Source organism: Streptomyces tuirus (assembly GCF_014701095.1).
GTDB lineage: Bacteria > Actinomycetota > Actinomycetes > Streptomycetales > Streptomycetaceae > Streptomyces > Streptomyces tuirus.
This window is the reverse complement of record NZ_AP023439.1, coordinates 4,245,965-4,271,377: the sequence shown is the minus strand read 5'-3', so window position 1 is coordinate 4,271,377 and position 25,413 is coordinate 4,245,965. Positions and strand designations below refer to the sequence as shown.

18 protein-coding genes and 2 rRNA genes are annotated in these 25,413 nt (G+C 69.2%); 6 read left to right on the top strand and 14 right to left on the bottom strand.

From position 1 onward, the window contains the following. Positions 1–26: 26 nt before the first annotated feature. Positions 27–3,146: ribosomal RNA gene (locus IGS69_RS19645) — 23S ribosomal RNA — on the bottom strand. Positions 3,147–3,447: 301 nt separating this feature from the next. Then, a 16S ribosomal RNA gene (locus tag IGS69_RS19640) occupies positions 3,448–4,973 on the bottom strand. The 16S and 23S rRNA genes sit together here, the layout of an rRNA operon. Before the next feature lie 832 nt (positions 4,974–5,805). Between IGS69_RS19640 and trpS the strand changes: the two genes are divergently transcribed. Further along, on the top strand, positions 5,806–6,849 hold the full coding sequence (gene trpS / locus IGS69_RS19635) for a tryptophan--tRNA ligase (RefSeq protein ID WP_190901642.1): 1,044 nt from the start codon (positions 5,806–5,808) through the stop codon (positions 6,847–6,849). 44 nt (positions 6,850–6,893) lie between these two features. Here the strand turns inward: trpS and proC are convergent, their stop codons facing one another. From proC to IGS69_RS19615, 4 genes are all read right to left on the bottom strand, one after another. Beyond that, entirely contained in the window at positions 6,894–7,706 is an 813-nt protein-coding gene (proC, locus tag IGS69_RS19630) for a pyrroline-5-carboxylate reductase (protein WP_190901639.1), read from the bottom strand. 105 nt (positions 7,707–7,811) lie between these two features. Further along, positions 7,812–8,591, bottom strand: a complete 780-nt coding sequence (locus IGS69_RS19625; RefSeq protein WP_190901637.1) for an ABC transporter permease — start codon at positions 8,589–8,591, stop codon at positions 7,812–7,814. Continuing rightward, positions 8,588–9,421 (bottom strand): ABC transporter ATP-binding protein, encoded by an 834-nt coding sequence (locus tag IGS69_RS19620; protein ID WP_190901635.1) that lies wholly within the window; start codon positions 9,419–9,421, stop codon positions 8,588–8,590. The genes IGS69_RS19625 and IGS69_RS19620 overlap by 4 nt, the downstream gene beginning before the upstream one ends. Positions 9,422–9,615: 194 nt before the next feature. Then, positions 9,616–10,209, bottom strand: a complete 594-nt coding sequence (locus IGS69_RS19615) for a dihydrofolate reductase family protein (protein WP_190901633.1) — start codon at positions 10,207–10,209, stop codon at positions 9,616–9,618. A gap of 71 nt (positions 10,210–10,280) precedes the next feature. Between IGS69_RS19615 and IGS69_RS19610 the strand changes: the two genes are divergently transcribed. After that, the gene (locus IGS69_RS19610) at positions 10,281–10,859 is read left to right on the top strand and encodes a TetR/AcrR family transcriptional regulator (RefSeq protein ID WP_190901631.1); all 579 of its coding nucleotides are present in this window, start codon (positions 10,281–10,283) and stop codon (positions 10,857–10,859) included. A gap of 25 nt (positions 10,860–10,884) precedes the next feature. Here the strand turns inward: IGS69_RS19610 and IGS69_RS19605 are convergent, their stop codons facing one another. Together IGS69_RS19605 and IGS69_RS19600 are read right to left on the bottom strand one after the other, a co-directional pair. Then, positions 10,885–11,397 (bottom strand): EamA/RhaT family transporter, encoded by a 513-nt coding sequence (locus IGS69_RS19605; RefSeq protein WP_190901629.1) that lies wholly within the window; start codon positions 11,395–11,397, stop codon positions 10,885–10,887. A 61-nt stretch (positions 11,398–11,458) separates the two neighbouring features. Next, positions 11,459–11,779 carry an SH3 domain-containing protein gene (locus IGS69_RS19600; protein ID WP_190901627.1) on the bottom strand — a complete coding sequence of 107 codons (321 nt, stop codon included), beginning with the start codon at positions 11,777–11,779 and terminating at the stop codon, positions 11,459–11,461. Positions 11,780–11,960: 181 nt separating this feature from the next. On the opposite strand from IGS69_RS19600, the gene IGS69_RS19595 reads away from it, so the two are divergent. Continuing rightward, positions 11,961–14,195 (top strand): protein kinase domain-containing protein, encoded by a 2,235-nt coding sequence (locus IGS69_RS19595; RefSeq protein ID WP_190901625.1) that lies wholly within the window; start codon positions 11,961–11,963, stop codon positions 14,193–14,195. A gap of 150 nt (positions 14,196–14,345) precedes the next feature. On the opposite strand, the gene ilvD is transcribed toward IGS69_RS19595, so the two are convergent. The 4 genes from ilvD to IGS69_RS19575 form a co-directional block, all read right to left on the bottom strand. Continuing rightward, complete coding sequence (ilvD, locus tag IGS69_RS19590) at positions 14,346–16,199, bottom strand: dihydroxy-acid dehydratase (protein WP_190901623.1); 1,854 nt, start codon at positions 16,197–16,199, stop codon at positions 14,346–14,348. A gap of 188 nt (positions 16,200–16,387) precedes the next feature. Continuing rightward, positions 16,388–17,020 (bottom strand): TetR/AcrR family transcriptional regulator, encoded by a 633-nt coding sequence (locus IGS69_RS19585; protein ID WP_190901621.1) that lies wholly within the window; start codon positions 17,018–17,020, stop codon positions 16,388–16,390. Continuing rightward, positions 17,017–17,841: a sugar phosphate isomerase/epimerase family protein gene (locus IGS69_RS19580; RefSeq protein WP_190901619.1), complete on the bottom strand. Its 825-nt coding sequence runs from the start codon at positions 17,839–17,841 to the stop codon at positions 17,017–17,019. The genes IGS69_RS19585 and IGS69_RS19580 overlap by 4 nt, the downstream gene beginning before the upstream one ends. A gap of 82 nt (positions 17,842–17,923) precedes the next feature. Further along, positions 17,924–18,856 carry a Ppx/GppA phosphatase family protein gene (locus tag IGS69_RS19575; protein WP_190901616.1) on the bottom strand — a complete coding sequence of 311 codons (933 nt, stop codon included), beginning with the start codon at positions 18,854–18,856 and terminating at the stop codon, positions 17,924–17,926. Positions 18,857–18,927: 71 nt separating this feature from the next. On the opposite strand from IGS69_RS19575, the gene IGS69_RS19570 reads away from it, so the two are divergent. After that, positions 18,928–19,755, top strand: coding sequence for a hypothetical protein (locus IGS69_RS19570; RefSeq protein ID WP_190901614.1), 828 nt, complete (start codon positions 18,928–18,930; stop codon positions 19,753–19,755). An 8-nt stretch (positions 19,756–19,763) separates the two neighbouring features. On the opposite strand, the gene IGS69_RS19565 is transcribed toward IGS69_RS19570, so the two are convergent. Next, positions 19,764–21,494: a BACON domain-containing protein gene (locus IGS69_RS19565; RefSeq protein WP_190901612.1), complete on the bottom strand. Its 1,731-nt coding sequence runs from the start codon at positions 21,492–21,494 to the stop codon at positions 19,764–19,766. A 196-nt stretch (positions 21,495–21,690) separates the two neighbouring features. Between IGS69_RS19565 and radA the strand changes: the two genes are divergently transcribed. Next, on the top strand, positions 21,691–23,100 hold the full coding sequence (gene radA, locus IGS69_RS19560; RefSeq protein ID WP_190901610.1) for a DNA repair protein RadA: 1,410 nt from the start codon (positions 21,691–21,693) through the stop codon (positions 23,098–23,100). A gap of 80 nt (positions 23,101–23,180) precedes the next feature. Then, positions 23,181–24,305, top strand: a complete 1,125-nt coding sequence (disA, locus tag IGS69_RS19555; protein ID WP_031104906.1) for a DNA integrity scanning diadenylate cyclase DisA — start codon at positions 23,181–23,183, stop codon at positions 24,303–24,305. A 101-nt stretch (positions 24,306–24,406) separates the two neighbouring features. On the opposite strand, the gene IGS69_RS19550 is transcribed toward disA, so the two are convergent. Next, positions 24,407–25,258 carry a hypothetical protein gene (locus tag IGS69_RS19550; RefSeq protein ID WP_190901608.1) on the bottom strand — a complete coding sequence of 284 codons (852 nt, stop codon included), beginning with the start codon at positions 25,256–25,258 and terminating at the stop codon, positions 24,407–24,409. Positions 25,259–25,413: the final 155 nt, after the last annotated feature.

Genomic DNA, 25,413 nt, shown 5'->3' with positions numbered 1-25,413 from the left:
AACCAACACAGTGGACGCGAGCAACTGAGGACAAGCCCTCGGCCTATTAGTACCGGTCAACTCCACACGTTACCGTGCTTCCATATCCGGCCTATCAACCCAGTCGTCTACTGGGAGCCTTACCCTCTCAAGGAGGTGGGAATACTCATCTCGAAGCAGGCTTCCCGCTTAGATGCTTTCAGCGGTTATCCCTCCCGAACGTAGCCAACCAGCCATGCCCTTGGCAGAACAACTGGCACACCAGAGGTTCGTCCGTCCCGGTCCTCTCGTACTAGGGACAGCCCTTCTCAATATTCCTACGCGCACAGCGGATAGGGACCGAACTGTCTCACGACGTTCTAAACCCAGCTCGCGTACCGCTTTAATGGGCGAACAGCCCAACCCTTGGGACCGACTCCAGCCCCAGGATGCGACGAGCCGACATCGAGGTGCCAAACCATCCCGTCGATATGGACTCTTGGGGAAGATCAGCCTGTTATCCCCGGGGTACCTTTTATCCGTTGAGCGACGGCGCTTCCACAAGCCACCGCCGGATCACTAGTCCCGACTTTCGTCCCTGCTCGACCCGTCGGTCTCACAGTCAAGCTCCCTTGTGCACTTACACTCAACACCTGATTGCCAACCAGGCTGAGGGAACCTTTGGGCGCCTCCGTTACTCTTTAGGAGGCAACCGCCCCAGTTAAACTACCCATCAGACACTGTCCCTGATCCGGATCACGGACCCAGGTTAGACATCCAGCACGACCAGACTGGTATTTCAACGACGACTCCCCCTGAACTGGCGTCCAGAGTTCACAGTCTCCCAGCTATCCTACACAAGCCGAACCGAACACCAATATCAAACTGTAGTAAAGGTCCCGGGGTCTTTCCGTCCTGCTGCGCGAAACGAGCATCTTTACTCGTAGTGCAATTTCACCGGGCCTATGGTTGAGACAGTCGAGAAGTCGTTACGCCATTCGTGCAGGTCGGAACTTACCCGACAAGGAATTTCGCTACCTTAGGATGGTTATAGTTACCACCGCCGTTTACTGGCGCTTAAGTTCTCAGCTTCGCCCCACCGAAATGGAGCTAACCGGTCCCCTTAACGTTCCAGCACCGGGCAGGCGTCAGTCCGTATACATCGCCTTACGGCTTCGCACGGACCTGTGTTTTTAGTAAACAGTCGCTTCTCGCTGGTCTCTGCGGCCACCCCCAGCTCACCGTGCAAAACGGATCACCAGGTGTGGCCCCCCTTCTCCCGAAGTTACGGGGGCATTTTGCCGAGTTCCTTAACCATAGTTCACCCGAACGCCTCGGTATTCTCTACCTGACCACCTGAGTCGGTTTAGGGTACGGGCCGCCATGAAACTCGCTAGAGGCTTTTCTCGACAGCATAGGATCATCCACTTCACCACAATCGGCTCGGCATCAGGTCTCAGCCTTATGTGCGACGGATTTGCCTATCGCACGGCCTACACCCTTACCCCGGGACAACCACCGCCCGGGATGGACTACCTTCCTGCGTCACCCCATCACTCACCTACTAACCGCTTGGTTCGGCGGCTCCACCACTCCCCTTTGCCCGAAGGCTCCGGGGCGGCTTCACGGCCTTAGCATCACGATGCTCGATGTTTGACGCTTCACAGCGGGTACCGGAATATCAACCGGTTATCCATCGACTACGCCTGTCGGCCTCGCCTTAGGTCCCGACTTACCCTGGGCAGATCAGCTTGACCCAGGAACCCTTAGTCAATCGGCGCACACGTTTCTCACGTGTGAATCGCTACTCATGCCTGCATTCTCACTCGTGAACCGTCCACAACTCGCTTCCGCGGCTGCTTCACCCGGCACACGACGCTCCCCTACCCATCCACACAGGCGTTGGCCCTCATGTGTGAATGACACGACTTCGGCGGTACGCTTGAGCCCCGCTACATTGTCGGCGCGGAATCACTAGACCAGTGAGCTATTACGCACTCTTTCAAGGGTGGCTGCTTCTAAGCCAACCTCCTGGTTGTCTCTGCGACTCCACATCCTTTCCCACTTAGCGTACGCTTAGGGGCCTTAGTCGATGCTCTGGGCTGTTTCCCTCTCGACCATGGAGCTTATCCCCCACAGTCTCACTGCCGCGCTCTCACTTACCGGCATTCGGAGTTTGGCTAAGGTCAGTAACCCGGTAGGGCCCATCGCCTATCCAGTGCTCTACCTCCGGCAAGAAACACACGACGCTGCACCTAAATGCATTTCGGGGAGAACCAGCTATCACGGAGTTTGATTGGCCTTTCACCCCTAACCACAGGTCATCCCCCAGGTTTTCAACCCTGGTGGGTTCGGTCCTCCACGAAGTCTTACCTCCGCTTCAACCTGCCCATGGCTAGATCACTCCGCTTCGGGTCTTGAGCGTGCTACTCAGTCGCCCTATTCGGACTCGCTTTCGCTACGGCTTCCCCACACGGGTTAACCTCGCAACACACCGCAAACTCGCAGGCTCATTCTTCAAAAGGCACGCAGTCACGAGAACAAGGCAAGCCTTGTTCCGACGCTCCCACGGCTTGTAGGCACACGGTTTCAGGTACTATTTCACTCCCCTCCCGGGGTACTTTTCACCATTCCCTCACGGTACTATCCGCTATCGGTCACCAGGGAATATTTAGGCTTAGCGGGTGGTCCCGCCAGATTCACACGGGATTTCTCGGGCCCCGTGCTACTTGGGTGTCTCTCAAACGAGCCGCTGACGTTTCGACTACGGGGGTCTTACCCTCTACGCCGGACCTTTCGCATGTCCTTCGCCTACATCAACGGTTTCTGACTCGTCCCACGGCCGGCAGACCGTGAAAGAGAGATCCCACAACCCCGCATACGCAACCCCTGCCGGGTCTCACACGTATACGGTTTAGCCTCATCCGGTTTCGCTCGCCACTACTCCCGGAATCACGGTTGTTTTCTCTTCCTGCGGGTACTGAGATGTTTCACTTCCCCGCGTTCCCTCCACATGCCCTATGTGTTCAGGCATGGGTGACAGCCCATGACGACTGCCGGGTTTCCCCATTCGGAAACCCCCGGATCAAAGCCTGGTTGACGACTCCCCGGGGACTATCGTGGCCTCCCACGTCCTTCATCGGTTCCTGGTGCCAAGGCATCCACCGTGCGCCCTTAAAAACTTGGCCACAGATGCTCGCGTCCACTGTGCAGTTCTCAAACAACGACCAGCCACCCGTCACACACCACTTACGTGATGCTTCACCGGGGCCGGCGACTGAGGAAAACCATTCCCTCAGACACCCAACAGCGTGCCCGACACACTCCCCGCTCCCCTCAACGTTCCACGCTCCGAAGAGCAGTACTAGAAGGAGAAGACGATCAAGTGTGCCGAGTAGTCAACGTTCCACCCATGAGCAACCAGCATCAGACATTCGCTGATGTACTGGCCTCTGAACCAGGCAAGCCCGGTTAAGAAGTGCTCCTTAGAAAGGAGGTGATCCAGCCGCACCTTCCGGTACGGCTACCTTGTTACGACTTCGTCCCAATCGCCAGTCCCACCTTCGACGGCTCCCTCCCACAAGGGGTTGGGCCACCGGCTTCGGGTGTTACCGACTTTCGTGACGTGACGGGCGGTGTGTACAAGGCCCGGGAACGTATTCACCGCAGCAATGCTGATCTGCGATTACTAGCGACTCCGACTTCATGGGGTCGAGTTGCAGACCCCAATCCGAACTGAGACCGGCTTTTTGAGATTCGCTCCACCTCGCGGTATCGCAGCTCATTGTACCGGCCATTGTAGCACGTGTGCAGCCCAAGACATAAGGGGCATGATGACTTGACGTCGTCCCCACCTTCCTCCGAGTTGACCCCGGCGGTCTCCCGTGAGTCCCCAGCACCACAAGGGCCTGCTGGCAACACGGGACAAGGGTTGCGCTCGTTGCGGGACTTAACCCAACATCTCACGACACGAGCTGACGACAGCCATGCACCACCTGTACACCGACCACAAGGGGGACCCTGTCTCCAGGGTTTTCCGGTGTATGTCAAGCCTTGGTAAGGTTCTTCGCGTTGCGTCGAATTAAGCCACATGCTCCGCCGCTTGTGCGGGCCCCCGTCAATTCCTTTGAGTTTTAGCCTTGCGGCCGTACTCCCCAGGCGGGGCACTTAATGCGTTAGCTGCGGCACGGACAACGTGGAATGTTGCCCACACCTAGTGCCCACCGTTTACGGCGTGGACTACCAGGGTATCTAATCCTGTTCGCTCCCCACGCTTTCGCTCCTCAGCGTCAGTATCGGCCCAGAGATCCGCCTTCGCCACCGGTGTTCCTCCTGATATCTGCGCATTTCACCGCTACACCAGGAATTCCGATCTCCCCTACCGAACTCTAGCCTGCCCGTATCGACTGCAGACCCGGGGTTAAGCCCCGGGCTTTCACAACCGACGTGACAAGCCGCCTACGAGCTCTTTACGCCCAATAATTCCGGACAACGCTCGCGCCCTACGTATTACCGCGGCTGCTGGCACGTAGTTAGCCGGCGCTTCTTCTGCAGGTACCGTCACTTTCGCTTCTTCCCTGCTGAAAGAGGTTTACAACCCGAAGGCCGTCATCCCTCACGCGGCGTCGCTGCATCAGGCTTTCGCCCATTGTGCAATATTCCCCACTGCTGCCTCCCGTAGGAGTCTGGGCCGTGTCTCAGTCCCAGTGTGGCCGGTCGCCCTCTCAGGCCGGCTACCCGTCGTCGCCTTGGTGAGCCATTACCTCACCAACAAGCTGATAGGCCGCGGGCTCATCCTGCACCGCCGGAGCTTTCGACCCTCACAGATGCCTGCGATGGTCAGTATCCGGTATTAGACCCCGTTTCCAGGGCTTGTCCCAGAGTGCAGGGCAGATTGCCCACGTGTTACTCACCCGTTCGCCACTAATCCCCACCGAAGTGGTTCATCGTTCGACTTGCATGTGTTAAGCACGCCGCCAGCGTTCGTCCTGAGCCAGGATCAAACTCTCCGTGAATGTTTTCCCGTGATCGGGATGACACGCACGAGAGCGGAACAGTCAGGCGGAATAGGCCCGACCGTTCACAGCGTCCTCGCTGTGTTTTCTTCAAAGGAACCTCGACCATCGAATGTCCGATGGACGGGGTATCAACATATCTGGCGTTGACTTTTGGCACGCTGTTGAGTTCTCAAGGAACGGTCGCTTCCTTTGTACTCACCCTCTCGGGCTTTCCTCCGGGCTTCCCTTCGGTCTTGCGTTTCCGACTCTATCAGATCTTTCCGATCCGATTTCCTCGGTGCTTTCCAGGTTCCCGCTTTCGCGTTTCCCTTTCCGGCGGTTCCGACTCTATCAGATCCTTTCGGGCCTGATCCCCGGTCAGCGGGGTTTGTCTTCGCGGCTGTTGGGCCGTTCCGACGAGTGAGACTTTAGCGGATTCCCCGGCTCCCGAGCGAATCGGGGGCCTCGTCCTTTCGAACGTGGATTCCTCATTCCGTAAATACACATGCCAATGAAGCGACGACAGACGTGCTGCGCGTCGAATAGTGGTGGGTACTTGCGGAGTGGCTGCCCGGGGACCGACCGGAGTCGGCGCTCACGTCGGGCAACTCGGAGAACACTACGGATGGGCGTAGGACGTGTCAACCCAGGGGCGGACGGCACCGCGGCGACGTAGCCTGGGCCTCATGACGACGCGTACGTGCACCCAGCTGTGGTGGGCCGCCTGACGGCGGCCGTGCTCACGTATGCACTCGACGGCCGCCGCTTCGGCGGCCGTTTTCGTTTCTCTCTCCCGGATCCACGGAGGGGCGGCCGCCCGGGGCGGCGGTCCCGACCAGGAGGTGGAGAGATGACACGGGTCTTCAGCGGGGTCAAGCCGACGGGGCATCTGACGCTGGGGAACTACCTGGGGGCCATGCGGCGGTGGGCCGCGGTCGACCAGCACGAGGCCGACGCCCTGTTCTGCGTCGTCGATCTGCATGCCCTGACCGTGGACCACGATCCCGCGCGGGTGCGCAGGCTGAGCCGGCAGTCGGCGACGCTGCTGCTGGCGGCCGGGCTGGATCCGGAGCTCTGCACGCTGTTCGTGCAGAGCCATGTGGACGAGCACGCCCGGCTCTCCTACGTACTGGAGTGCGTGGCCACCGACGGGGAGATGCGGCGGATGATCCAGTACAAGGAGAAGGCGGCGCGGGAGCGGCTGCGGGGCGGGAGTGTGCGGTTGTCGCTGCTGACCTATCCCGTCCTGATGGCGGCGGACATCCTGGCGTACGGGGCCGGTGAGGTGCCGGTCGGGGACGATCAGCGGCAGCATGTCGAGCTCGCCCGGGATATCGCCGTGCGGTTCAACCAGCGGTACGGGCATACGTTCGTGGTGCCGCGGGCCACCCGGCCGGGGGTGGCGGCCCGGGTGATGAACCTGCAGGATCCGGCGTCGAAGATGGGCAAGAGCGATGACGTCGGGCCGGGGATCGTCTATCTGCTGGACGAGCCGGACGTGGTGCGCAAGAAGGTCATGCGGGCGGTGACCGACAGCGGGCGGGAGGTCGTGTACGACCGGGAGGCCCGGCCGGGGCTCGCGAACCTGCTGGAGATCCTCGCGGCGTGCACGGGTGGCGAGCCCGAGGCGCTCTGTGGTGCGTACACGTCGTACGGGGCCTTGAAGAAGGACACCGCGGAGGCTGTGGTCGAGGTGCTCCGGCCGTTGCAGGAGAGGCACAAGGAGTTGTGCGCCGATCCGGGTCATGTGGAGGGGGTGCTGCGGGCCGGGGCGGAGCGGGCTCGGGGGATGGCACGGCCGACGGTGGATGCCGCGTACCGGGCGATCGGGTTGTTGCCCGCTGTGGCGGAAGTGGAGAAGACGGCCGGTGCCGGTGCGGTGGTGACGGTGTGAGGTGACGTGGCCGCGGGGGCGGGTGCCGGGCCCGCCCCAGGTGGTCAGCTGTTGTTGCCCGAGGCCAGGGCGCGGCTGCGGTCGCGGGCGGCTTCGAGGGCGGCGATGAGAGCGGCCCGTACGCCGTGGTTCTCGAGTTCGCGGATGGCGTTGATCGTCGTGCCGGCGGGGGACGTGACGTTCTCGCGGAGCTTGACCGGGTGTTCGCCGCTGTCGCGGAGCATCGTCGCGGCGCCGATGGCGGACTGGACGATGAGGTCGTGGGCCTTGTCGCGGGGCAGGCCGAGGAGGATGCCGGCGTCGGTCATGGCTTCGACCAGGTAGAAGAAGTAGGCCGGGCCGGAGCCGGACAGGGCGGTGCAGGCGTCCTGCTGGGACTCGGGGACGCGGAGCGTCTTGCCGACGGCGCCGAAGATCTCCTCGGTGTGGGCGAGGTGGCCGGCGGTGGCGTGGGTGCCGGCGGAGATGACGGACATCGCCTCGTCGACGAGGGCGGGGGTGTTCGTCATGACGCGGACGACCGGGGTGTCGGGGGCGAGGCGCTCCTCGAAGTAGGCGGTGGGGATGCCGGCGGCGCCGCTGATGACCAGGCGGTCGGCGGGGACGTGAGGGGCGAGCTCGTCGAGGAGGGTGCCCATGTCCTGCGGCTTGACCGTGAGGATCAGGGTGTCGGCGGTCTTGGCGGCCTCGGGGTTGGTGACCGGGGTGACGCCGTAGCGGCTGCGGAGTTCCTCGGCTCGTTCCTGGCGGCGGGCGGTGACCAGGAGGTCGGACGGGTTCCAGCCGGCGCGGATCATTCCGCTGAGCAGGGCTTCGCCGATCTTGCCGGTGCCGAGGACTGCGACTTTCTGGGTCATGGCGCGGGGTGCCTCCGAAGGGTGCGTCGTCCGGGGTCCATCCTCGCACCGGGGAGTGGGAGACGGCTCGGGTGTCCGCTGGGCGGGATGTCGCGCCGGGCCGGCTTACGCCGTGCGGCGCCTGAGGGTTGCCGCGCCCAGGATCAGGACCAGGAGTGCGCAGCCGGCGACGATCAGGGCGTCGCGGACGAACGTGGCGGTCATGTCCGTGTGGCGGAGGACCTCGTTCATGCCGTCGACGGCGTAGGACATGGGGAGGACGTCGGAGACGGCTTCCAGGGCCGGGTGCATGGTGTCGCGCGGGGTGAACAGGCCGCACAGGAGCAGCTGGGGGAAGATCACCGCCGGCATGAACTGGACCGCCTGGAACTCGGAGGCCGCGAAGGCCGAGACGAAGAGGCCGAGGGCCGTGCCGAGGAGGGCGTCGAGGAGGGCCACCAGGAGGAGGAGCCAGGGGCTGCCGGTGACGTCGAGGTCGAGGAACCAGACCGCGAGGCCCGTGGCCAGGGCGGACTGGATGATCGCCAGGGTGCCGAAGGCGAGGGCGTAGCCGGCGATGAGGTCGCCCTTGCCGAGCGGCATGGCGAGGAGGCGTTCGAGGGTGCCCGAGGTGCGTTCGCGCAGGGTGGCGATGGACGTCACCAGGAACATCGTGATCAGCGGGAAGATCCCGAGGAGGGACGCGCCGATGCTGTCGAAGGTGCGGGGGCTGCCGTCGAAGACGTAGCGCAGCAGGAACAGCATCACGCAGGGGATGAGGATCAGCAGCGCGATGGTGCGGGGGTCGTGGGTGAGCTGGCGCAGGACCCGGGCCGCGGTGGCGGTGGTGCGGGAGGCGCTCAGGGCCCTCGGTGGGGTGGTGGGGCGGGCCGTGGTGGTGGTCATCGGGTCGTCTCCTTCGTGCGGGCTGCTGCTTTCGCCTCGTCGACCAGGCGCAGGAAGGCCTCTTCGACCGTGGTGGCGCCGGTGCGGGTGCGCAGGGCGTCAGGGGCGTCGTCGGCGAGGAGTTCGCCGTCGCGCATGAGGAGGAGGCGGTGGCAGCGCTCGGCCTCGTCCATGACGTGGGAGGAGACGAGGAGGGTGGCGCCGCGGCCGGTCGCGATGTCGTGGAAGAGGTTCCACAGGTCGCGGCGCAGGACCGGGTCGAGGCCGACGGTCGGTTCGTCGAGGACCAGGAGTTCCGGGGAGCCGAGGAGGGCGACGGCGAGGGAGACGCGGTTGCGCTGGCCGCCGGAGAGATTTCCGGCGAGGGCGTCGGCGTGGGTGGTGAGGTCGACGTCGGCTATGGCGCGGGTGACGTCGGCGTCGCGGCGGTCGGCTGCCGGGCGGCCGGGGTCGAGGATCGCGGCGAAGTAGTCGAGGTTCTGGCGGACGGTCAGGTCGTCGTAGACGGACGGGGCCTGGGTGACGTAGCCGATGCGGGTGCGCAGGGTGGGGTGGCCGGCGGGGTGGCCGAGGACGTCGAGGGTGCCGGTGACCTTGGCCTGGGTGCCGACGAGGGCGCGCATCAGGGTCGACTTGCCGCAGCCCGAGGGGCCGAGGAGGCCGGTGATCTGGCCCCGGGGGACGGTGAAGCCGAGGTTGCGCAGGACCGTGCGGGGGCCGCGTATGACGGTGAGGTTCTCGGCGTGGACGGCTGGGGTGTCCGGGCCCGGGAAGTGGTTGGAGGTGGGTGCCGGGGCCGGGCGTGGCGAGCCAGGAGCATTATTCATCATGCGATGAATAATGCTCCTGGCGGTCGGGCGCGTCAAGCGGCTGCGGGGGCGGGTTTGGGGTGGGTGCGGGTCAGGGCGGGGTGGGCGGAGTTTGAGCGGGGCGGGCCCCCGCTGGGCGGGCCCTGCCGCCGGACGGATGCCGAAGTGGGTCGGACCGTCGGGCTGTTCGGGAGTCGGTAGCGCGGGGACGTGCCCTAACGGCGGGCGAGGCGGGTGAGGGTGACGCCGTTCGGGAAGGCGGTGCGCTCGGCGACCTCGAAGACGGTGGGGTCGAAGGCGCCGTCGAACGCCGGCACTCCTGCGCCGGCGACCACCGGGTAGTGCTTGACGACCAGTTCGTCGATCTCGGGCAGGAGGGCACCGGCGAGCTTGCCGCCGCCGCAGAGCCACACGTTCAGGCCGGTGCCCTCCTCCTTCTTCAGTGCGCGGACCAGGCCGAGCGGGTCGCCCGGGACGACGGTGACGGCCGGGTCGGTGTCGAGCCGGAGCGTGCTGGAGACCACGTACTGACGCAGGTGCGCGTAGGGGCTGGTGATGCCCTGGTCGAAGCCGGCGCGGTAGGTGCCGAGGCCCATGACGACGGTGTCGAAGTACCGGTTGGGGGTGTCGGCGAGGCCGGCGGCGGCGCGGTAGGCGGTCGGGACCGTCTCGGGGTACAGGGTGTTGGCCCAGGCGCTGTAGGCGGCGCTCTGCCGTTCGTCGCCGGCGGGAAAGAAGTCGTACTCGCCGTTGGGGCCGGCGATGCGGCCGTCGAGAGTGACAGCGATGTAGTACACGAGCTTTCGCATCTCTGATAACTCCATGCGTAGTACTCTCTGTGAAGTGGTCTGAAGCTAGTACTACAACTGGAGTGGTGTCAATGGTGCGACGGAACGACCAGCGGCGTGCCGCGCTCGTCGACGCGGCGATCGAGGTGCTGGCCCGGGAGGGTGCACGGGGTCTGACGTTCCGGGCGGTGGACGCCGAGGCCGGCGTACCGGCGGGGACCGCGTCCAACTACTTCGCCAACCGCGACGACCTCCTCACCCAGGCCGGCGCCCGGGTCTACGAGCGGCTTCAGCCCGACGACGCGACGATCGCCCGGCAGCGGGCGGCCGGCCGCGACCGGGAGACCTACGCCGTGCTGATGCGGGAACTCGTCGGACGGGTCGCCGGCTTCCGCACCGGGTACCTCGCCCTGCTCGAACTGCGCCTCGAGGCCACGCGCCGTCCCGAACTGCGCAAGGTCCTCACCGAGCGGGTGCGCGCCGACGTCGACGCCAACGTCGCGTACCACGAGGCTTCCGGCCTTCCCGGCGACGCCATGGCCGTCAAGCTGCTCATCCTGACCCTGAACTGGCTGATCGTCGAGCAGCTCACCCTGCCTGACGTCTTCAGCGAGGCGGAGCGCGAGCAGCTGGTGACGGCGGCGGTCGAGCGCATCGTCGCGGAGCGGTAGGGACGGCCGGCCGGAGAGCCAGGGCCTAGGCGCGGCGGCGGTTCTTCGGGTTGCCCGAGCGGCGGGTCGTGCGCTTCTCGTACTGCCTGCGGGCCTCTTCGTACTCCTCGCGGTGGAGCTTCTCGCCGGGGGCCTCGGTGAGGGAGCGGAAGAAGTAGGCGAGGAGGGAGCCGACGAAACCGACGGTCAGGAGGCCGCGCAGGGACGCCTGGCGGTCCGGGTCGTGGCGGCGGGTGAAGCCGTCCCAGGTGTGGCGGAAGGCCATCGCGCTGCAGATCGCGAACATCGCGACCATGAGGAGCGTGACGAAGCCGCCGATCGCGGCGATCCGGAGGCCCTGGTAGGCGAGGCGGAGGACGAGGCAGGAGGCCGCGGCGGCGGCGAGGGAACCGGCGGCGACCGCGACGCGGCGGGCGGTGTAGCCGTTGTCGTGGTTCAGCCAGGTCGTGCCGAAGAAGCGCAGGGGCTCCGGGCGGGGGCCGGGGGTCCTGGCCGTGGAGCCCGCGGGGGCGGCAGGGGTGCTGTCGTCTGCACTCACGGGTCGATTATGACCCTCGCCGGACCGCGGGCTCCCAGCCGGCTGGGACCTGGGGTTTGGATCAGGAGCAGCGCGGGCGGACGTAGCCGTCGCTGCCGGTCTGTACGTAGGCGTCCGAGACGTACTCGCCGTCGTCGATGTTGTCCCAGATGTTCGTGGTGCCGTACGGGCCCGACACCGTCGTGCCGGGGCGCTGGCAGAAGATGGTGACCCTGGCTCCCTCGGGCAGGACGCGGACCAAGGCGTAGCCGGTGCCGGGGCCGCTGCGGACGTTCAGGCGGACGCCCGGGGCGACGGCGTACGAGCGCAAGGCCGACGCCGCCATGGTGACGGCTTCCCCCTCGCCTCTGTCTTCGAGTTCCTCGACATGGTCGACAGACATGCGTTTCTCCCCCGTTGAACCCCATGACTGTCATGGGGTGTCGTTGATTCCCCCGAGTCGCGCCATGAAACACGTGTGCGCGACTCGTGCGTGGAGGCTAGCAAGCCGCCTCTGCCCCGTACGAGTCTTCGACTAGGCTCCGTGCGTCGCGCGCGCGGACGAACAGCACGGGGGTGGTCCCATGGCGCCACAGCGGAACGCCGGAGCGGGCGCGGAAGCGGAACTTCCCGAATACGCCGGTCACTACCGTCTGGAGTCCTGTCTGGGCTCGGGCGGCATGGGTGTCGTGCATATGGCCCGGAGCGCCTCCGGGATGAAGCTCGCGGTGAAGGTCGTACACGCCCAGTTCGCCAAGGACCCCGATTTCAGGGGGCGTTTCCGGCAGGAGGTGGCGGCGGCGCGAAAGGTGAGCGGCGCCTTCACCGCATCCGTCGTCGATGCCGACCCGGACAGCGAACGGCCTTGGATGGCGACGCTGTTCATCCCGGGACCGACCTTGTCCGACCACGTCAAGCGGAACGGCCCCATGGAGCCCGGCCAGTTGCGGCGCCTGATGGCGGGGCTGGCCGAGGCGCTGCGTGACATCCATCGTGCCGGGGTCGTCCACCGGGATCTGAAACCGAGCAACGTCCTGCTCGCCGACGACGGGCCGAAGGTCATCGACTTCGGCATCTCCCGGCCGCTGGACAGCGAACTGCGCACCGAGACCGGGAGGTTGATCGGTACGCCGCCCTTCATGGCGCCCGAGCAGTTCCGGCGCCCGCGCGAGGTGGGTCCGGCCGCCGACATCTTCGCGCTCGGGTCGGTGATGGTGCACGCGGCCACAGGGCGGGGGCCGTTCGACTCCGACAGCCCGTACATCGTCGCCTACCAGGTGGTGCATGACGAGCCCGACCTGACCGGTGTGCCGGACGAGGTCGCGCCGCTGGTGCTGCGGTGTCTGGCGAAGGAGCCGGAAGAGCGGCCGACGCCGGACGAGTTGATGCGGGAGCTGCGGTCCGTCGCGGCTTCGTACGACACGCAGACGTTCATACCGGCTCAGCGGACCGGGGACACCGAGGGTTCCTGGCCGCCCGCCGGGAGACCCGCCCGTGCCGTGGAAGCGGCCGGTGCCGCGGGGGCCGGTCACGCGGTGGAGGCCGGTCATGCGGTGGAGGCCGGTCACGCGGTGGAGGCCGGTCACGCGGTGGAGGGCGGTCACGCGGTGGAGGGCGGTGATGGGGTGAAAGCCGGGCGTGGCAGGGGGCCGCGGCTCGGCAGGGGGACGCTCCTCGGGGCCGGGGCGTTCGGCCTCGCCGTCGTCGGCGCTCTGGCCTCGCTCCCGCTGCTCGACGGTGACGGCGGCTCACCACAGGCCGCCTCCCCGCGGACCACGTCCGCCGCGTTCAGCGGATGGCAGACGACACCGGCTGCCGGGGACAGCGCACCCCTGTGCTCCCATGGGGCGGGACGGCTGCTCTGCGCCACGTCCGGGCTGGTCTTCGCGCTGGATCCGTCCGACGGACATCTGTTGTGGCGGCACCCCGTCGGCGGTGGAACGCGGAACGAGCCGCCGGTGCTGGCGGGCGGCCTGGTACAGCCCTCGCCGAACCAGGGCCGTCGCCTGGAGGCGCTCGATCCGGCCTCGGGCAAGGTGCGCTGGCAGCGGGACACTCCCGGGGCCGGCAGTGCGGTGTACGCCGGCGCCATGCTCCTGGTCACGGATGCCGGCGGGAAGGTCACCGGCGTGGACGGCGCCTCGGGTGACCCGCGGTGGAGCACCCGGATCCCCGGTCATGAGGTGCCGCTCTTCGCCACGTTCACCGGTGACCCGTCGGCGTACGCCGTCAGCGCGTCGGGGGACGGGAAGAGCACCCGGCTCACCGTGGTGGACCCGCAGACGGGTGACGTGCGGTCGGACGTCCGGCTCGACGGGACGCTGCAGCCCATCGGCGCCTCGGACGGCTCGGTGTTCCTCCTGTCCGTCGACGCGGTGCGCGGCGATGCGCGGGGCGTGGTCCGCCACACTCCGAAGACGGGTGAGACCCGCCGGGTGCCCCTCACCGTCCCCCTCCAGCAGGCCCATGGCACCGTGCGCGGGAACCGGGCCTACCTCATGGGCACCGGGGGGTCGATGGTGGCCGTCGATCTCGGGGCGCGTAAGCAGCTGTGGAGTCTGGAGACGGGAACGATGCGGGGGTCCACGCCGGTCGCCGGTGACCGGTACGTGTACGTGACCGCGTCGGACGGGCGGCTGCTCGCCGTCGACGCGCGGCGCGGGAAGCTCGCCGGCGCGACGTCTTCCCGGCTGGGCGACCGGTCGGACCGGGTCCCGGCCGCACTGCCCGAGCCCGTGGTCGTGGGCGACCGGGTCTACGGCAGTGCGCAGGACGGGACCGTCTTCGCGGTGAACGGGCGCGATCCGGCTGCTTGGTAGGCCGGGGGACCGGCTCCGGCAGCCTGGTAGCCGACAAGCACCGGCTCCGGCGACACGGCAGCGGAGGGCACCGGTCTGGAGCCTGCGGGCACGCGCGAGGGCCGCCCCCGGAACGCGAACGCGGGAGACGGCCCTCGGCGCGAGAGGAGGTCAGCCCAGCTTCGACACGTCCCGCACCGCGCCCTTGTCCGCGCTCGTCGCCATCGCCGCGTACGCCCGCAGCGCAGCCGAGACCTTGCGCTCGCGGTTCTTCGGGGCGTACACGCCGTTCAGCGCCTGGTCGCGGCGGGCCAGTTCGGTGTCGTCCACGAGCAGTTCGATGGAGCGGTTGGGGATGTCGATGCGGACGCGGTCGCCGTCCTCGACCAGGGCGATGGTGCCGCCCGCGGCCGCCTCGGGCGAGGCGTGGCCGATGGACAGGCCGGAGGTGCCGCCGGAGAAGCGGCCGTCCGTGACCAGCGCGCAGGTCTTCCCGAGGCCGCGGCCCTTGAGGTACGAGGTCGGGTAGAGCATCTCCTGCATGCCGGGGCCGCCCTTGGGGCCCTCGTAGCGGATGACGACCACGTCGCCGTCCTTGACCTGCTGGGTGAGGATCTTCTGGACGGCCTCCTCCTGCGACTCGCAGACGACCGCCGGGCCCTCGAACGTCCAGATCGACTCATCGACGCCGGCGGTCTTCACGACGCAGCCGTCGACGGCCAGATTGCCCTTGAGGACCGCGAGGCCGCCGTCCTTGGAGTAGGCGTGCTCGGCGGAGCGGATGCAGCCGCCCTCGGAGTCCTCGTCCAGGGCCTCCCAGCGCTCGGACTGGGAGAAGGCCTCGGCGGAGCGGACGCAGCCGGGGGCCGCGTGCCACAGCTCGACCGCCTCGGCGGACGGGGAGCCGCCGCGCACGTCCCAGGTCTTGAGCCAGTCGGCGAGGGAGGGGCTGTGCACGGAGTGCACGTCCTCGTTGAGCAGCCCGGCCCGGTGCAGCTCGCCCAGCAGGGCGGGGATGCCGCCGGCGCGGTGCACGTCCTCCATGTAGTACGTGCGGTCCTTGGCGACGTTCGGGGCGACCTTGGCGAGGCACGGCACCCGGCGCGAGACCGCGTTGATCTCGTCCAGGCCGAAGGGGACGCCGGCCTCCTGGGCGGCGGCCAGCAGGTGCAGGATCGTGTTGGTGGAGCCGCCCATGGCGATGTCGAGGGCCATGGCGTTCTCGAAGGCCGCGACGGACGCCACGCTGCGGGGCAGGACCGTCTCGTCGTCCTGCTCGTAGTAGCGGCGGGTGATGTCCATGACGGTGTTGGCCGCGTTCACGTAGAGCTGTTTGCGGGCCGTGTGCGTGGCGAGGACCGAGCCGTTGCCCGGCAGGGAGAGGCCGATGGCCTCGGTCAGGCAGTTCATCGAGTTGGCGGTGAACATGCCGGAACAGCTGCCACAGGTCGGACAGGCGTTCTCCTCGATGCGCAGCATGTCCGCGTCCGAGATCTTCTCGTTCACGGCCTCGGACATCGCGTCGACCAGGTCGAGCGTGCGGACCGTGCCGTCGACCAGGGTGGCGCGGCCGGACTCCATCGGGCCGCCGGAGACGAAGACCGTGGGGATGTTCAGCCGCAGGGCGGCGTTCAGCATGCCCGGGGTGATCTTGTCGCAGTTGGAGATGCAGATCAGGGCGTCTGCGCAGTGCGCCTCGACCATGTACTCCACGCTGTCCGCGATCAGGTCGCGGGAGGGCAGGGAGTACAGCATGCCGCCGTGGCCCATGGCGATGCCGTCGTCGACGGCGATCGTGTTGAACTCGCGCGGGATGCCGCCGGCGGCGACGACCGCCTCGCTGACGATCCGGCCGACCGGCGCCAGGTGCGTGTGCCCGGGGACGAACTCGGTGAAGCTGTTGGCGACCGCGATGATCGGCTTGCGGCCGATGTCGCCGCCCGGTACACCGGAGGCGCGCATCAGGGCGCGGGCGCCCGCCATGTTGCGGCCGTGGGTGACTGTGCGGGACCTCAGCTCGGGCATCGTCGCTCGCTCCTTCAGAGACTGCGTCAGAGGATTCGGAGATTTCTGACTGCCACCGAGCGTACGCCGGTCATCCAGTGGGCGGGACGGTGCGTCCGGAATGCGGGACGCCTGTCTCGGCGGCGCGGCACCCGCACGCCATACTGCTCGATCACCCCCACGCCCTACGGCTCGATCACCCGCAAGCCTTACGGATCGGTCAGATGTCCCTGTACGACGGGTGCGAGCCGGGCGATGACCTGCTCCGGGTCCGCCGAGGCCAGCGGCTCGACCTTGAGGACGTAGCGCAGGATCGCGGTGCCCACGAGCTGCGCCGCGGCGAGCTCGGCCCGCAGCTCGGCGTCCGGCAGCTCCAGCCGTACGGCGATGCGGCGCAGCACCTGGGCGGCGATGATCCGCCGGAAGACGGCGGCCGCGGTGTCGTTGGTGAGGGCGGACCGGACGATGGCGAGCAGCGGCGCGCGGGTCGCCGGGTTCTCCCAGATGCCGAAGAAGAAGCGGGCCAGGCGCTCCCCCACCCCGTCCAGCGGGCCCTCCTCGACGGCCTTCGGGGCCTGCAGGGCGGGTCCGAAGGCCAGGGTGATGGCCGCCTCGAAGACCTGCTCCTTCGTGCCGAAGTAGTGGTGCACGAGGGCCGAGTCGACGCCGGCGGACTTGGCGATGCCGCGCACGGACGTCTTCTCGTAGCCGCGCTCGGAGAACTCGTCGCGGGCGGCGGTCAGGATGCGGTCGCGGGTGTCCGCCGACTCCGTGCGCGGGGGGCGGCCGCGGCGGCGGGCCGCGGTTCCGGACCCGTCGCCGTCGGCCGGCCGGCCGGTCATGACCGCGGCACCTTCACGGCCGAGGCCAGGTGCAGGCGGGTGAAGGCCAGGGCCTCCGCCAGGTCGGCCTCGCGCTCCGCGCTCGACATCGCGCGGCGGGTGTTGACCTCGATGACGACGTGCCCGTCGAAGCCGGTCAGGGCGAGCCGCTCCAGCACCTCGGCGCAGGGCTGGGTGCCGCGGCCGGGCACCAGGTGCTCGTCCTTGGCGGAGCCCCGGCCGTCGGCGAGGTGGACGTGGCCGAGCCGGTCCCCCATGCGGTCGACCATGGCGAGGGCGTCGGAGCGGGCGGTCGCGGTGTGGCTGAGGTCGATCGTGAAGTGCCGGTAGTCGTCCTTCGTCACGTCCCAGTCGGGGGCGTACGCGAGCATCTCGCGGTCGCGGTAGCGCCAGGGGTACATGTTCTCGACGGCGAACCGCACGTCCGTCTCGTCGGCCATGCGCCAGATGCCGCTGACGAAGTCCCGGGCGTACTGGCGCTGCCAGCGGAACGGCGGGTGGACCACGACCGTGCTCGCGTCGAGCTTCTCCGCCGCCGCGCGGGCCCGCTGGAGCTTGGTCCAGGGGTCGGTGGACCAGACGCGCTGGGTGATGAGCAGGCAGGGGGCGTGCACGGCCAGGATCGGGATCCGGTGGTAGTCGCTCAGTCTGCGCAGGGCCTCGATGTCCTGGCTGACCGGGTCGGTCCAGACCATGACCTCGACTCCGTCGTAGCCGAGGCGCGCGGCGATCTCGAAGGCCGTGGCCGTCGACTCCGGGTAGACCGAGGCTGTCGACAGGGCGACCTTCGCGTCCGGGATCTTCACGGCTGGCTCTGCCATGCAGGACAGATTACGGGGTGTGGTCTCGGTGGCGTGGGGGGCCTCTTGGCCGTTGTGGTGTTTGCCATAGACGGGCGGGCCCCTACTCCGACTCCATGTGATCCAGGCGACGCAGGATCACGCCTTCTCTCAGCGCCCAGGGGCATATCTCGACGCGCTCCACGCCGAAGAGGTCCATCGCGGCCTCGGCGACCAGGGCGCCCGCCAGGAGCTGCCCGGCCCTGCCCTCGGAGACGCCCGGCAGCTCCGTGCGCTCCTGCTCGGTCATGGCGGCCAGGCGCGGGACCCAGCCCTCCACGGACTCCCGCTTGAGCTCGCGCTGGACGTAGGGGCCCTCGGCGGAGCGGGCGGCTCCGGCGATGCGGGCCAGCTGCTTGAAGGTCTTCGACGTGGCGACGACATGGTCGGGGGTGCCGAGGCGGCTGAATTCGCCGACCGTGCGGGCGATCTCGGTCCGCACGTGCCGGCGCAGGGCGCGCACGTCGTCCGGGGCGGGCGGGTCGCCGGGGAGCCAGCCCGCGGTGAGGCGGCCGGCGCCCAGCGGCAGCGAGGCGGCCGCGTCGGGCTCCTCGTCGATGCCGTAGGCGACCTCCAGGGAGCCGCCGCCGATGTCCAGGACCAGCAGCTTCCCGGCGGACCAGCCGAACCAGCGGCGGGCGGCGAGGAAGGTCAGCCGGGCCTCCTCGGAGCCGGTGAGGACCTGGAGCTCGACGCCGGTCTCGGCGCGCACGCGGTCGAGGACGTCGTCGGCGTTACGGGCCTCCCGTACGGCGGAGGTGGCGAACGGGAGGACCTCTTCGACGCCCTTGTCCTCCGCGGCCTGGAGCGCCTCCTGGATGACCGAGACCAGCCGGTCGACGCCGTGCGGGCCGATCGCGCCGTCGTCGTCGAGGAGCTGGGCGAGGCGCAGTTCCACCTTGTGCGAGTGCGCGGGCAGCGGGCACGCGCCGGGGTGCGCGTCCACCACGAGCAGATGCACCGTGTTCGATCCCACGTCGAGGACACCGAGTCTCATGTACGGAACGCTACTGCCCGCGGGGCCGTCCGCTGTCCTCGGTGGGGGCACGAGGCCCGTACCCTGGACTCGTGCCAAAGACGAAAAAGGCGAAGCGCGACAAATCACCGGGTGTCGTGGAGTCCGACGAGAAGGGCCTCGACTTCGCTCGCGCATGGGTGGAGTTTCCTGATCCGGCGGACGACGAGCAGGTCTTCCGCTGCGATCTGACATGGCTGACCTCTCGGTGGAACTGCATCTTCGGCAGCGGCTGCCAGGGCATCCAGGCGGGCCGCGCCGATGACGGGTGCTGCACGTTGGGTGCCCACTTCTCCGACGAGGACGACGAGAAGCGCGTCGCCGAGCACGTGGCCAGGCTCACGCCGGACATCTGGCAGCACCATGCCGAGGGCACGCGGGGCGGCTGGGTCTCCGAGGACGAGGACGGCGAGCGGCAGACGCGGCCCTTCCAGGGCTCGTGCATCTTCCAGAACCGGCCGGGCTTCGAGGGCGGCATGGGCTGCTCGCTGCACATCCTGGCCCTGAAGGAGGGCCGCGAGCCGCTGGAGACCAAGCCGGACGTGTGCTGGCAGCTGCCGGTGCGGCGGACGTACGAGTGGATCGACCGGCCCGACGACACGCGCGTCCTGCAGGTGTCGATCGGTGAGTACGACCGTCGCGGCTGGGGCCCGGGCGGCCACGACCTGCACTGGTGGTGCACGTCAGCGACCTCGGCGCACGGCGCGGGCGATCCCGTGTACGTCTCCTACCGGCCCGAGCTGATCGAGCTGATGGGCAAGGCCGGCTACGACCGGCTGGTCGAGCTGTGCGAGGAGCGGCTGGCCTCGCAGCTGCCGCTGCTGGCACCGCACCCCGCGGATCCCGTGACTCCGGCGCACCCGGGCGATCCGGTGGCCTGAGGGCCCGGCTACGACGTGACCGGGCTCGGGTCACCGCTGTCCGAGGGCGGTGGTGTCGAGCCCGTGGGGTCGGTCGGGGCCGGGTCCGTCGGCGTGGGCGTGGGGTCCGGGTCGCTCGACGGCGGCGGAGTGGTCGGCGTCGGGTCGGGGTCCGGGGCGGAGGTCGTGGGCGTCGGGTCGGGGTGGGTCGGCGGCGGTCCGCCCGGGTCGCTGGGGCGGGGGTCCGGACCGGGGTGGGAGGGGCTCGGCGCGGTGCCGTAGCCGTCGATGCGCACGACGGCGCCCACGGGTGCGACCGCGACCTGCGCGTGCCAGGGACCGGCGGGCTCCCGCAGGTGGTCGACGTACACCTTGATCGTCACCGACTCGCCGGGCCGGAGCGTTCCGGAGGACTGGCTGAGGTAGAGCCAGGGGGCTCCCGTGGACGCGGACCAGCGGACCGGGGCCGGGCCGCTGGCGGTCAGCGTGATCAGGGTGGTGTCGCCGCTGTTGTCCGCCGTGACCTCCAGGGCGCTCTCGCGTCCCGCGCCGGCGACGCCGATGACCTCGACGGAGACGTCGGCCTTGCCGTCCTTGCCGAAGCGGGGGCCGGGGCGGGCGCTGGTGTTGCCGGCGTTCTCGTAGCCGCCGCCCGCCATCTCGCCGTCCAGGGCGAAGGGGTCGTCCGCCTCGCGCGCGGAGGCCGAGCGGCCGTCCTGGCCCTCGCCGGTCGGGGTGCCCCGGTAGGCGGCCCACAGGGCGAGCACGGGGGCGGCCACGACGGTGGCGACGACGGTCGTGGTCAGGGCACGCGCCCGCAGGCGGTCCCTGCGGGCGGCGTGGTCCTTGGGGTCCATCGGGAAGCCGCGCCGGTCGAAGCGGGGTGCGGCGCCCCGCTCGCGGGGGTGGTGGGCCATCGCGACGTGCAGGGCCGCGCGGGGCGCGGGCAGGACGGGCAGTTCGGCGGGCGTGACGCTGGTGCCGGGCCAGCGGCCGGGGATGGCGCGCTCGGCGGTGCGGCGGCAGCGCGGGCAGTCGTCGACGTGCCGGACGAGTTCGCGGCGCAGGGCCGTGCCGAGCACGAGCCGGCCGTCGCCGACGAGGTGCGACACGCTCGGACACGCCCCGGTCTCGACCACGGCGAGGGCCGCACGCGTGCGTTCCACCTCGCAGGCGGCGGAGGCGAGCAGATCGCGGGCGGCGGCCGGGTCCATGCCGAGGACGGCGGCGACCTCGCGGGCGGCGAGGTGGTGGCGCACGGCCAGTTCGAGTGCCTCGCGCTGCTCCGGCGTGGTGCCGGCGGCCTCCGGCCAGGCCAGCAGGGCCAGTTCGCGGCGGCGCCGCTCCTGGACCTCCTCGGAGGCGGCCGGGGTGGCCGGACGGTCGGCGCGCTGCCGGTCGGTGCGGCCCGCGGCATGGCTGCTCTGACGTTTCTGCTTGGCCTCGGCCAGCTTGCGCAGGCACGCCCAGCGGGCCAGCGCGTACAGCCAGGCCCTTCGGTCCGCGGGTGCCTGGGGGAGGTGCCGGCCGCGGCGTTCGGCGAGTGCGAGGACGTCGCCCAGGGCGGCGGTCGCGGCGTCGTGGTCGCACAGCACGGACAGGCAGTAGGTGAACAGGCCGTCCAGGTAGGGCTCGTAGCGCGCGGGCGGTCGCTGCGCCAGCGTGCGCGCCGCCCCGCGGTCGCGCGCCTCCCGGTGCGCCCGGTGGGCGCCGGCCGTACGGGCCGAGCGGGTGGAGATCTCCGGAGTACTGCTCATCATTCGGCGACCGTAGGGGGCCGGGAGTGGCACCTTCAGGCGGCTTGAGCACATTTAATCCGTACGGGTGAAACGATCCCTCAATCGGGGACATGAACCGGTCGTTCCGCGGCTGGCGCGGGGTGGCGAACCCCTGGCGCGCAGGGGGACGCCGTCGGCCGGTCCATCGATGTCAGTGGCGGCGACTACGGTTCCGTCCATGGCTGCCCGTACGAAGACCACCAAGGACCGCCCGTCCTACCGCTGCACGGAATGCGGCTGGCAGACGGCGAAGTGGCTCGGCCGCTGCCCCGAGTGCCAGGCCTGGGGGACGGTCGAGGAGTACGGCGCGCCCGCGGTGCGTACGACGACCCCCGGCCGGGTCACCACCTCCGCCCTGCCCATCGGCCAGGTGGACGGCCGCCGGGCCACCGCCCGTCCCACCGGCGTGCCCGAGCTGGACCGGGTGCTCGGCGGCGGCCTGGTCCCCGGCGCGGTGGTGCTGGTCGCGGGCGAACCGGGCGTCGGCAAGTCCACGCTCCTGCTGGACGTGGCGGCCAAGTCCGCGAGCGACGAGCACCGCACCCTGTACGTCACGGGTGAGGAGTCGGCGAGCCAGGTCCGGCTGCGCGCCGACCGCATCGGCGCCATCGACGACCACCTCTACCTGGCGGCCGAGACGGACCTGGCCGCGGTGCTGGGCCACTTGGACGCGGTGAAGCCGTCGCTGCTGATCATGGACTCGGTGCAGACGGTGGCCTCCCCCGAGATCGACGGCGCCCCGGGCGGCATGGCCCAGGTGCGGGAGGTCGCCGGGGCCCTCATCCGGGCCTCCAAGGAACGCGGCATGTCCACGCTCCTGGTGGGCCACGTCACCAAGGACGGCGCGATCGCGGGCCCGCGCCTGCTGGAGCACCTGGTGGACGTCGTCCTGAGCTTCGAGGGCGACCGGCACGCCCGCCTGCGTCTCGTGCGCGGCGTCAAGAACCGCTACGGCACCACCGACGAGGTCGGCTGCTTCGAGCTGCACGACGAGGGGATCACGGGTCTCGCCGACCCCAGCGGGCTCTTCCTGACCCGCCGGGCCGAACCCGTCCCGGGCACCTGCCTGACCGTCACCCTGGAGGGCCGCCGCCCCCTGGTCGCGGAGGTCCAGGCGCTCACGGTCGATTCGCAGATCCCCTCCCCGCGCCGCACCACCTCGGGCCTGGAGACCTCCCGCGTCTCGATGATGCTCGCGGTGCTGGAACAGCGGGGGCGGATCAGCGCCTTGGGCAAAAGGGACATCTACTCCGCGACGGTCGGCGGGGTGAAGCTCACCGAGCCGGCCGCGGACCTGGCCGTCGCCCTCGCCCTGGCGAGCGCGGCGAGTGACACACCTCTCCCGAAGAACCTCGTCGCGATCGGCGAGGTGGGCCTGGCGGGCGAGGTGAGACGGGTCACCGGAGTGCAGCGCAGACTGGCCGAAGCCCACCGCCTGGGCTTCACGCACGCGCTGGTCCCGGGCGATCCGGGCAAGGTCCCGGCGGGCATGAAGGTCCTGGAAGTCGCGGACATAGGGGATGCCCTGAGGGTCCTTCCCCGCTCCCGTCGCAGAGAGGCCCCACGGGACGAGGAGGGTCGCCGGTAGACTTTGCCCTGGTCTCGCCCGTCCGTGCGAACCGAGCGCGCGACACGGGGGCGCCCAGAACCTGCGACCGGAGGAGTGCAGTGGCAGCCAACGACCGGGCATCTGCTCCCGGAAAATCCGGCGGGAGCGCCGGTACCGATGGCCTGATGCGCGCCTCCCTGAGCGCCGTGGCACCCGGCACCGCCCTGCGTGACGGCCTGGAGCGCGTGCTCCGCGGCAACACCGGCGGACTCATAGTGCTCGGCTCCGACAAGACGGTCGAGGCGCTGTGCAGCGGCGGTTTCGTGCTGGACGTCGAGTTCACCGCGACCCGGCTGCGCGAGCTGTGCAAGCTGGACGGCGGCATCGTGCTGTCCTCCGACCTGTCGAAGATCCTGCGTGCGGGTGTGCAGCTGGTCCCGGACCCGACGATCCCGACGGAGGAGACGGGCACCCGGCACCGCACGGCCGACCGCGTCAGCAAGCAGGTCGGTTTCCCGGTGGTCTCCGTCTCCCAGTCGATGCGGCTGATCGCCCTGTACGTCGACGGTCAGCGCCGCGTCCTGGAGGACTCGGCGGCGATCCTGTCCCGCGCCAACCAGGCACTCGCCACCCTGGAGCGCTACAAGCTCCGCCTCGACGAGGTCGCGGGCACCCTGTCGGCGCTGGAGATCGAGGACCTGGTGACCGTCCGGGACGTCTCGGCGGTCGCCCAGCGCCTGGAGATGGTGCGCCGCATCGCCACGGAGATCGCCGAGTACGTGGTGGAGCTCGGCACGGACGGCCGGCTCCTGGCCCTCCAGCTCGACGAGCTGATCGCGGGCGTGGAACCCGAGCGCGAGCTGGTCGTGCGGGACTACGTCCCCGAGCCCACGGCCAAGCGGTCCCGCACGGTCGACCAGGCCCTCGCCGAACTCGACGCCCTCACCCATGCCGAGCTGCTCGAACTGTCCACGGTGGCGCGGGCGTTGGGCTACACCGGTGCGCCCGAGACCCTGGACTCGGCGGTCTCCCCGCGCGGCTACCGTCTCCTCGCCAAGGTCCCCCGGCTCCCCGGCGCGATCATCGACCGCCTCGTCGAGCACTTCGGCGGACTGCAGAAGCTGCTCGCCGCGAGCGTCGACGACCTCCAGACGGTGGACGGCGTGGGCGAGGCCCGGGCCCGCAGCGTCCGCGAGGGGCTGTCGCGGCTGGCGGAGTCCTCGATTCTGGAGCGGTACGTCTGACGCGTACGACACAAAGCCGGCACGGCTGAGGGCGGTACCCGGCAAGGGGTACCGCCCTCGGGCGTTTCTCTGCCGCCTCTGCCGCCTCTGCCGCCGAGGCCCTAGTCGGCCGAGAGCACAAACGACGTCTGGACCTTCGCGAAGCCCGGCGCCTTGGCTTCCACCAGGTATGTGCCCGACCCGGCCGAGCCCGCGCGGGGTGTGGCGCACTCGGGCGCGCTCGGCTTGCGGTCCCACTTCAGGGTGTAGGTGATGTTGCTGCCGGCGGCGACCCGGTACAGCTGGTGCGCGGCGGCCTTGGGGCAGTCCTCGGAGGACCAGTAGTCGTCGTCGCTGCTCGCCGGGGCGATCGTGAACACCGCGTTCTTCGGCCCGAGATCGATCTTGCAGTCGCTGCCGGAGATGTTCCGCGCGGTGAGCAGGAACGTGGGCGTCTGCTCGGGGTCGTAGGTGTTGTGGCGGCTGCGCAGGCTGAACTTCACCGCGCTCGCCGTGCAGTTGGGCAGGGTGGAGCCGGCCGGCAGGGTGTCGCCCGCCCCTACGCCGCCCGCGGCGGTACCGCTCCCCGAGCCGCCGGTGCCGCCCGCGCCCTCGGAGCCGCCCGAGCCGCCGGAACCGGAACCGTCGCCGGACCCCGAGCCGTCCCCGGAGCCGTCTCCCGCGCCGTTCCCGGAGCCGTCGCCCGCGCCGCCGGAGCCCTCGTCCCCCGACTCGTCGCGCCCGCCCGGGGCTTGACTGATGGCGGGGCCCGAACTCGACGGGCCGGGCGTGATGGAGGGCGCGGGATTCTTGCCGTTGGCGCCGTTGTCGTGATCCTTGCCGCCTCCGCCGCCCATGGTCACGATCCACAGGGTCAGCAGCGCCAACACGGCGACTACAGACACCAGTACGACCCTCCGACGCCAGTAGATGGAGGAGGGAAGCGGCCCGACCGGATTGCGCAAAGATCCCACGGCGCAAACCTTACGAGAGATCGGCGCGTTCGCCGGTCCCACCCGCCGCTCGGAGCGACAACTTTTCCGGATCATCATTCCGGAAATCACGTTCCCACCCTGGCCTTTCGCCCCGTGGGGGACACCATGATCGCGGGGTGTGACGGTATCGGCCC